Annotated in this window: 5 protein-coding genes; 4 read left to right on the forward strand and 1 reads right to left on the reverse strand. The window is 71.8% G+C overall.

What is annotated here, in order from left to right; translation table 11 throughout:
• Positions 1–29 precede the first annotated feature (29 nt).
• Genes AC07YS_RS17355 through AC07YS_RS17365 form a run of 3 tightly spaced genes read left to right on the forward strand, consistent with a single transcriptional unit; the run spans position 30 to position 6,813 of the window.
• Positions 30–4,817, forward strand: a complete 4,788-nt coding sequence (locus AC07YS_RS17355; protein ID WP_495268870.1) for a CapA family protein — start codon at positions 30–32, stop codon at positions 4,815–4,817.
• Positions 4,814–5,764, forward strand: a complete 951-nt coding sequence (locus AC07YS_RS17360; protein ID WP_495268869.1) for an alpha/beta hydrolase family protein — start codon at positions 4,814–4,816, stop codon at positions 5,762–5,764. Before AC07YS_RS17355 ends, AC07YS_RS17360 begins: the two co-directional genes overlap by 4 nt.
• Positions 5,761–6,813, forward strand: a complete 1,053-nt coding sequence (locus AC07YS_RS17365; protein ID WP_495268868.1) for an aldose epimerase family protein — start codon at positions 5,761–5,763, stop codon at positions 6,811–6,813. Before AC07YS_RS17360 ends, AC07YS_RS17365 begins: the two co-directional genes overlap by 4 nt.
• A 7-nt stretch (positions 6,814–6,820) precedes the next feature.
• On the opposite strand, the gene AC07YS_RS17370 is transcribed toward AC07YS_RS17365, so the two are convergent.
• On the reverse strand, positions 6,821–7,066 hold the full coding sequence (locus tag AC07YS_RS17370; RefSeq protein ID WP_070060049.1) for a DUF2798 domain-containing protein: 246 nt from the start codon (positions 7,064–7,066) through the stop codon (positions 6,821–6,823).
• A 233-nt stretch (positions 7,067–7,299) separates the two neighbouring features.
• Here AC07YS_RS17370 and AC07YS_RS17375 point away from each other — a divergent pair.
• Positions 7,300–7,883, forward strand: a 584-nt coding sequence (locus AC07YS_RS17375; protein ID WP_495275720.1) for a LysR family transcriptional regulator, incomplete at its 3' end; no start/stop codon positions are given.

Below are 7,883 nucleotides of genomic sequence, written 5' to 3' on the forward strand. Positions count from 1 at the left end.
GCGCCGTGGCCTGTCATCATTCGCGGCGCATGACTCACCAAGCTCCCGTCCCCCTCGCCGATCTGTTGAACCGCGCCAGGCAGGCCCTGGCCACCCCGGACGGGGCGCTGCCCCCGGCCCCGCCCGCCACCGACGAGGCCGGCTGCGTGGTGTTCCTCGCGATGGGCGAGGGCGAAAGCCGCGCCCGCGTCGTCATGGGCCGCGGCCCCGACACCGAGGCCGCGTGGCAGGCCGCGGCCGAGGCGCTGGCGGTGAAGGCCCAGCGCGCCGAGCGGCCCGCGCAACGGCTGCGCGCGGAGATCGTCGAGCACGCCACGCCCATGACCTGGGGCGAACTGAAGGCGCGGCTGGCGCAGACCAAGCGCAACTACTTCAACGAAGGCATCGCGCTCGACGCGCGCTTCGAGACCGCGCTGCTCGCGCAGGAGATGCACGGCAGCGCCGTGCTCTACAACGGCACGGTCGATCACGCGGAGCCCAACAACGGCAACCTGCGCACGCACACGAAACGCCGCTTCGGCGACGAGCACGACTTTCCCACCGACGACGCCGCGCCCGTGTGGTGCTTCACCACGCGCGCCGTGTACGTCGATGCCGAGGGCGCGTGGCCGCTCACGGCCGAAGGACAGGCCGCGGGCTTTCGCACGCTTACCGACTGGAACGCGGCGCAGGTGCGCACGCTGGTCGATTCGGCGAGCGACTACCTGGCCGAGCAGGTCAAGCCCACGGGCGAGTTCCACTACGGCTGGTTCCCCTGCTTCGATCGCGCGATTCCCACCTACAACACGCTGCGCCACGCCAGCTCCACCTACGCGATGCTCGAAGGCTGGGAGCTCACGCGCAGCGACGTGCAGAAGGCCGCCATCGACCGCGCGCTGGCCTTCCTGAGCCAGCGGCTGATCCGCCGCGCCACGCTGGCCGACGGCACGCAGGCCGCGTTCCTGGTCGACATCGGCAACGAGATCAAGCTCGGCGGCAACGCCGTGTGCCTGCTGGCGCTGGTGAAGTACACCGAGCTCACCGGCGATGCGCAGTACCAGCCGCTGATGGAGCAGCTCGCGCTGGGCATCCGCTCCATGCAGGACCCCGAGACCGGGCGCTTCGTGCACGTGCTCAACCACCCGGGGCTCGACGTGAAGGAGCCTTACCGCATCATCTATTACGACGGCGAGGCGGCCTTCGGGCTCATGCGGCTGTACGGCCTCACGCGCGACGCGCGCTGGCTCGCGGTGGTCGAGAAGGCCTTCGAGCATTTCATCGCCGCGGGCCACTGGCGCGCGCACGACCACTGGCTGAGCTACTGCGTCAACGAACTCACGCGCTTCAAGCCCGAGACGCGCTACTACCAGTTCGGCCTGCAGAACATGGCGGGCCACCTGGACTTCGTGCTCGAGCGCATCACCACCTTCCCCACGCTGCTCGAGCTGATGATGGCCGCGCGCGAGATGGTGCTGCGGCTCGAAGCCGACCCTGCCCTGCGCCCGCTGCTCGCGGGGCTTGATCGCCACAAGTTCGACCGTGCGCTGGAGCACCGCGCGCGCTACCTCGCCAACGGCCACTTCTGGCCCGAGCTGGCGATGTTCTTCCGCCATCCCGACCGCATCGCGGGCTCGTTCTTCATCAAGCACCACAGCTTCCGCGTGCGCATCGACGACGTGGAGCACTACCTGTCGGGCTATGTGGCCTACCACCGCCTGCTCGAAGCGCGCGAGGCGCAGCAGCAAAGCGCGCAGCTCACGCAGGCCACGGCCGAGCCCGCCGCACCGCGCGGCGCCGAGGGCATCGTGCTGTGGGGCGGCGACGTCAACCTGGGCCGGCGTCAGCACTACCGCATGCACGACCTCGGCGGCTCCGCCCGCATGCTGGGCGACATCGCCGCGCTGCGCGAGGCCGACCTGCGCATCGTGAACCTCGAGTGCGTGGTCGCCACCACGGGCGAGCAGGGCGTCGAGAAGGACGAGGGCGGCCCTTATTACTACCGTGCGCGCCCCGAGATGCTCGCGGTGCTGACCGAGGCCGGCATCGACATGGTCGCCACGGCCAACAACCACAGCGGCGACTACGGCCCCGAGGCGCTGCTGGAGCAGCACGGGCTGCTCAACGCCGCCGCCATCGCGTTCGCCGGTACGGGGCCTGATCTCGACTCTGCACTGAGCCCCGCCTTCCGCCAGGCCGGTGGGCTGCGCGTGGCGCTGTTCTCGCTCGACGCCACGCAGCCGCGCTTCGCCGCCACCGCGCAGCGCCCCGGCGCGGCCTGGCTGTCGCTCGACGACCCGGCGGCCTGGCGCGCCACGCTCGCGCCGCGCATCGCCGCCGCACGCCAGGAGGCCGATGTGGTGCTGGTGGCCGTGCACTGGGGCGAGAACCTGGAGACCGCGCCCTCGCGTGCCGAGATCGCCGTCGGCCATGCCATCGTCGAAGCCGGCGCAGACGCGGTGCTCGGCACCTCGGCGCATGTGCTGCAGGGCATCGAGGTCTACCAGGGCCGGCCGATCCTGCACGACGCGGGCGACCTGCTGTTCGATGCCGTCCGCAACGACCTCGCGGACTCCGGCGTGTTCTCGCTGCGCCTGGGGCCGCATGGCGTGGAAGAGGTGGTGTTCACGCCGGTGGGCGTGGGCTTCGGTTTCTCGCAGCAGCTCGCGGGTGAGGCGGCCGAAGCCGCCAGCGCGCGCTTCGCTGAACTGTGCCGCGCGCTCGGCACCGAGATGACGGCGCGGCCCGACGGGCGCTGCGCGCTGCAGCTGTCGCCGCCCGAACGCACCGCGCCGGCCGGCCGTCCACCGCTGGCGCCGCTGTCGGCCTCGCGCCCGCCCGCGCTGGTCGGCCCCGTGCTCGCGCCCCGGCCCGAGTGGTCGGTCGATGCCGTGCCCGAGGACGCCAAGATGCGTCCGCTGCAGTTCGGCCCGTTGCGACTCGTGGGCATCCGCCTCGCGCCGACGCAGATCATCGGGCGGCGCCTGCTGTGGGTCGAGTCGTTCTGGACCGCCGATGCGCCCGTGAGCGCCGATCTGCGCGTGCAGTTCCGCGCGCTGCCGATGCGCAGCAGCACCATGCCGGCCTGGGGCGAGGCCATGGACCACGACCCCTGCGACTGGATGTGGCCCACCAGCCGCTGGACGCCGGGGCGCATCTACCGCGACCGCTACGGCCTGCGCGCGCCGCGCCTGGGCCTGCTCGAGAACGACGTGCTGCAGATCGAGGTGCGCGTGCGCGGCAGCATGCCCGACCTGCCGGGCGCGCGCCGGCTGCCCGTGTGGTGCGGCCTGCGCGTGCCGAAGTTTCCGACGCCGCTGCCCGAGCGCCCCGCGCCCGTGCTCGCGGCGCTGCGCCCCGGTGCCCCGCCGCAGCCGTCGCCCGTGTGGACCGCCGACGAGCTGCAGCGCGTCACCGGCGGGCAGTGGCTGGTGCCGCCGCCTTCGGGCTGGTTCGTCAACGCGGTGGTGCGCGGGCCGACGCACATGGCGCGGCTGCCGAAGCCGGCGCTGTTCATCGCGTCCGACTACCGCACGCTCGCCAGGCACGAGAACTACAGCAAGCCGCGCGCCGACAACCCCGACCGCCATGAAGACGTGCCCGTGCTGCAGCACGCGCTCGCGGGCGCCGTGGTCGCGCACCCGGTGGACGGTCTCGACCCGTCGTTCCCGCTGCTGCAGGTGGACGACCCGATCCGCGCCATGATCGACTTGGGCATTGCCGCGCGTGCGCGCTTCAAGGGTCGCGTGGTGGGCGTGACCGGCACGGTCGGCAAGTCGTCCACCATCGCCATGCTGCGCGACCTGCTGCCCGAGGCGGCGCGCGTGCACACCACCATCGACAACTACAACTCGCGCGTGGGCGTGCCGGCGATGCTGGCCAACCTCGCGGCCGACGCCGACGTGTGCGTGCTCGAGATGGCGCAGAGCGCGCTGTGGATGGACCGCGGCCCGATCTCGCTCGTGGCGCGCCCGCACGTGGCGATCCTCACCGAGATCGGCCTGTCGCAGACCCGCCAAACCGCCACGCTCGAGCAGACGGCCGAGTTCAAGTCGCGCATCTTCCTCGGGCTGGAGCCCGGCGGCGTGGCCATCGTGCCCGACCACATCCCCTGCCTGATGCAGGTGGTGCGGGCGGCCGCGCGCACCGCGGGCGCCATCTGGGTGGTGGGCAGCAGCCCCGACGCCAACATCCGCATCGTCGACACGCGGCCCGAGCCCGACGGCGGCTGCCGCGTGCGCATCGCGCTGCCGGGGCGCACGGTCGAGTACCTGTTCCCGATCGCGAGCGCCGGGCTGGTGCGCAATTCGGCGCTGGCCTTCGCCGCGCTGCTGGCGCTGGGCTTCGATGCCGAGGCCGCGTGCGCGCGCATGCCTTTCGTGCGCCTGCCGGCTTCGGTGATGCAGCTGCGCCCGCTGCGCACGCAGGGCGGCGTGCAGGCCACGCTGATCGACGACAGCTGGAACGCCGAGGTCATGTCGATGCGCAACGCGATGGAGTTCGTGCGCACCTGCCAGCATGCGGCGCACGGGCCGGTGACGCGCAAGATCGGCGTGCTCGGGCGCATCATCAACCTCGACAAGGAAGCCGAGGCGATGCACCGCAGCCTGGCCGCGCCGCTGCTGGCCTCGGGCATCCAGCACTTGGTGACGCACGGCGCCGAGATGCGCTGGCTGCGCGAGGAGGTGCCGGCCGAGCTGCTCGGCCCGCACTTCGAAGACGCCGCGCAGCTCACCGGCTACCTCGGCGAATTCCTGCGCGACGGCGACCTGGTGCTGGTGAAGGGCGACCGCCAGCAGTCGGACTTCGGCCTCATCTCCGAACTGCTGCAGAAGCTATGAAGCCGCGCGCGCGCCTGGCCTGTGTGCTCCTGGCCCTCGTGCAGACGGCCTGCGCGCAGCGTGCCGACGCGCCGAAGGCCGCCGCGCCGCGCGAGCCGGCGGCCTCCGCGTCGGCCGAGGGCGCGCTGCTGCACTGGAACCAGCCCGCCGTGCGCGCCAACTGCCCCGACCGCCCGGGCTTTCTCTGGGTGCAGGCGGTCGAGGGGCCGTCGTGCATCCGCTACTTCGCGAGCCGCGACATCGACGACGCGCGCATCGCCATCGTGCAGTTCTCGGGCGACCGCGACAGCGTGATGAACCTGTCGCCCACGCGCATCCCCGGCAACACCGAACCGCTGCGCACGCTCGACGCGCAGGCCGCGAGCGACCGCGCGGGCATGCCGTGGATCTTCATGGCGCGCCCCGGCACCTACGGCTCGTCGGGCGACCACCGCCAGCGGCGCGAGGCGGTGGAGTTCCATGCGCTCGATGCGGCGCTCGAAGCGCTGATGCAGCGCCACCGGCTGCAGCGCGTGGTGCTCTTCGGCCACAGCGGCGGCGCCACGGCCGGCGCGGCGCTGCTCACGCTCGGGCGCACGCGCGTGGCCTGCGCGGTGCTCACCTCGGGCGCCTTCGACCTGCTGGAGCGCGCGCGGCTGCTCGGCCGCTCGAAGAACGGGCGCACCGACACCACGGGCAGCACGCAGGTCTACGACCCGCTGGACCATGTGGCCGGCATCCCGCGCGACCCGCAGCGGCGCATCGTGCTCATCGGCAACCCCGGCGACCTCAACACGCCGTTCGCGCTGCAGCAGCGCTTTGCCGATGCGGTGGGCAAGGCGGGCCACCGCGTCGAGGTGATGACGCACGACGCCGAGCCACCGACCTTCCACGACCTGAAAGACCGCATCGGCCTGCGCACCGCATCGCAGTGCGCGCGCGAGGCGCTGCAGTCGCAAGCCCGATGATCGAAGCCCTCACTTCGCGCCCCTTCGGCGCCATGCCCGACGGGCGCCCCGTCACCGAATACACGCTCGACAACGGCCACGGCCTGCGCCTGAGCGCCATCAACCTCGGCGGCATCGTCACCGCGCTGCACGTGCCCGACCGGCAGGGGCGCAGCGCCAACGTGGTGCTTGGCTTGCCCTCGCTGGCCGACTACCTGAAGCCGCATCCGCACTTCGGCACCATCGTCGGCCGGTATGCGAACCGCATCGCGGCGGGCCGCTTCACGCTCGATGGCACGGCTCACCAGCTGGGCCTGAACGACGGCGTGAACACGCTGCATGGCGGCGCCACCGGCTTCGGCAAGCGCTACTGGGAGATCGTGCCGGTGCCTCACGAACTCGCTCTCGAGCTGCGCTACATCAGCGCCGACGGCGAAGAAGGCTACCCCGGCGAGGTGCAGCTGACGGTGCGCTACACCTTGGGCGCGACGGCCAACACCTGGCGCATCGACTACCGCGCCACCACCGACCGGCCCACGGTGCTCAACCTGAGCCACCACGACTACTTCAACCTCGCGGGCAGCGGCTCGGTGATGGACCACGTGCTGACGCTGCCCGCGAGCCGCTACTGCCCGGTGGATGCCACGCTCATTCCGCTCGGGCTGGGCGAGGTGGCCGGCACGCCTTTCGATTTCCGCACGCCGACGCGCATCGGCGCGCGCATCCGCGAAGGCCACGAGCAGCTGCTGCGCGCGCATGGCTACGACCACAACTGGGTGCTCGACCGCAGCGGCACGGGCCTGGCCCTTGCCGCGCGCCTCGCCCACGAGGCCTCGGGCCGGGTGATGGACGTGCACACCACCGAGCCCGGCGTGCAGTTCTATTCGGGCAACTTTCTCGACGGCAGCCTGCTCGGCAGCGCGGGCGCGAGCCTTCGCCAGGGCGACGGCCTGTGCCTGGAGACGCAGCACTTTCCCGATGCGCCGAACCAGCCGGCGTTTGCGTCGACCGTGCTGCGGCCCGGCGAGGTGTTCGCGAGCACGACCGAGCACCGCTTCGGCATCGGCTGACCACGGATCAGCGCTGCGGGCTCTGCACCGTCGCCGCGACGATCCGGCGCACCACCGGCAGCACCACGAGCAGCGACGGAAACGCGGCCAGCCACGACACGCCCCATGCGGCCATCCACATCTGGAACAGGCCTGAGGCCAGCCCCACGCTCTTGAGCGTGGAGATGCCCGCCACGATGCACGACATGAAGATCGACAGCAGGAAGGGCATGGCGATGCCCGCATAACGGGCCGGCAGTTTTCGGGTGGTCATGATGGGGCAAGCTCCTGGATGTGGTTGTTCAAGGTGCGCGGACGGGGTTGCAGCCCCTCTGAGTCGTCGGCGCCGACCACCCGCACGGTGGGTCTGTGTCGTTGTTTCATGGAATGATTCCTTCGTTTGTGGCCATGCGGCCTGCGACCGCGAGGCCTCGAAGATACGAACGGCAGGCGCCATCGGGAATCCACGCGCGCCGCCATAGACCTTCATCCAGACCGAGAGAATCCATGGACCAGATTCAGGACATCCGGGCCTTCGTGGCCATCGTCGACCACGGCAGCCAGAGCGCGGCGGCCCGGCACCTGGGGCGCTCGGTGCAGTCCATCAGCCGCTCGCTGAGCGTGCTCGAGCGCAGCCTGGGCGTGCAGCTCCTTCGCCGCACCACGCGGCAGTCGTCGGTCACCGAAGTGGGGCTGGCCTACCACCGCCGCGTGCGGGCCGCGCTGGCGGAGTTCGATGCGGCGGCCGTCGAGGCCAGCAGCCAGCTCGACTCGCCGCGGGGCCTGCTGCGCGTGGCCGCGCCGGTGCAGTTCGCGCCGGCCTTCGTGGTGCCGCTGATCGGCGCGTTCATGCAGCGCTACCCGGACATGGAGGTCGAGCTCACGGCCTCCGACCGTTTCGTGGACCTGATCGAAGGCGAGCTGGACCTGGCCATCCGCATCGGCGAGCTGCCCGATTCCGAACTGGCGGCCAAGCCGCTCGGCGAGCTGCGGCTGGTGGTGTTCGGCTCGCCGGCGTACTTCGCGCGGCACGGGCGACCGCAGCGGCCCGAAGACCTGGCCGACCACCAGTGCGGGGTGGGGGCCCCGCC

Source organism: Variovorax sp. GW458-11-26-14-LB1 (assembly GCF_059423965.1).

Excerpts from the sequence above, each read along its gene's own strand:
- AC07YS_RS17370 (WP_070060049.1), bottom strand. The coding sequence starts at position 7,066 with ATGACCACCCGAAAACTGCCGGCCCGTTATGCGGGCATCGCCATGCCC.
- AC07YS_RS17360 (WP_495268869.1), top strand. The coding sequence starts at position 4,814 with ATGAAGCCGCGCGCGCGCCTGGCCTGTGTGCTCCTGGCCCTCGTGCAG.
- AC07YS_RS17365 (WP_495268868.1), top strand. The coding sequence starts at position 5,761 with ATGATCGAAGCCCTCACTTCGCGCCCCTTCGGCGCCATGCCCGACGGG.
- AC07YS_RS17355 (WP_495268870.1), top strand. The coding sequence starts at position 30 with ATGACTCACCAAGCTCCCGTCCCCCTCGCCGATCTGTTGAACCGCGCC.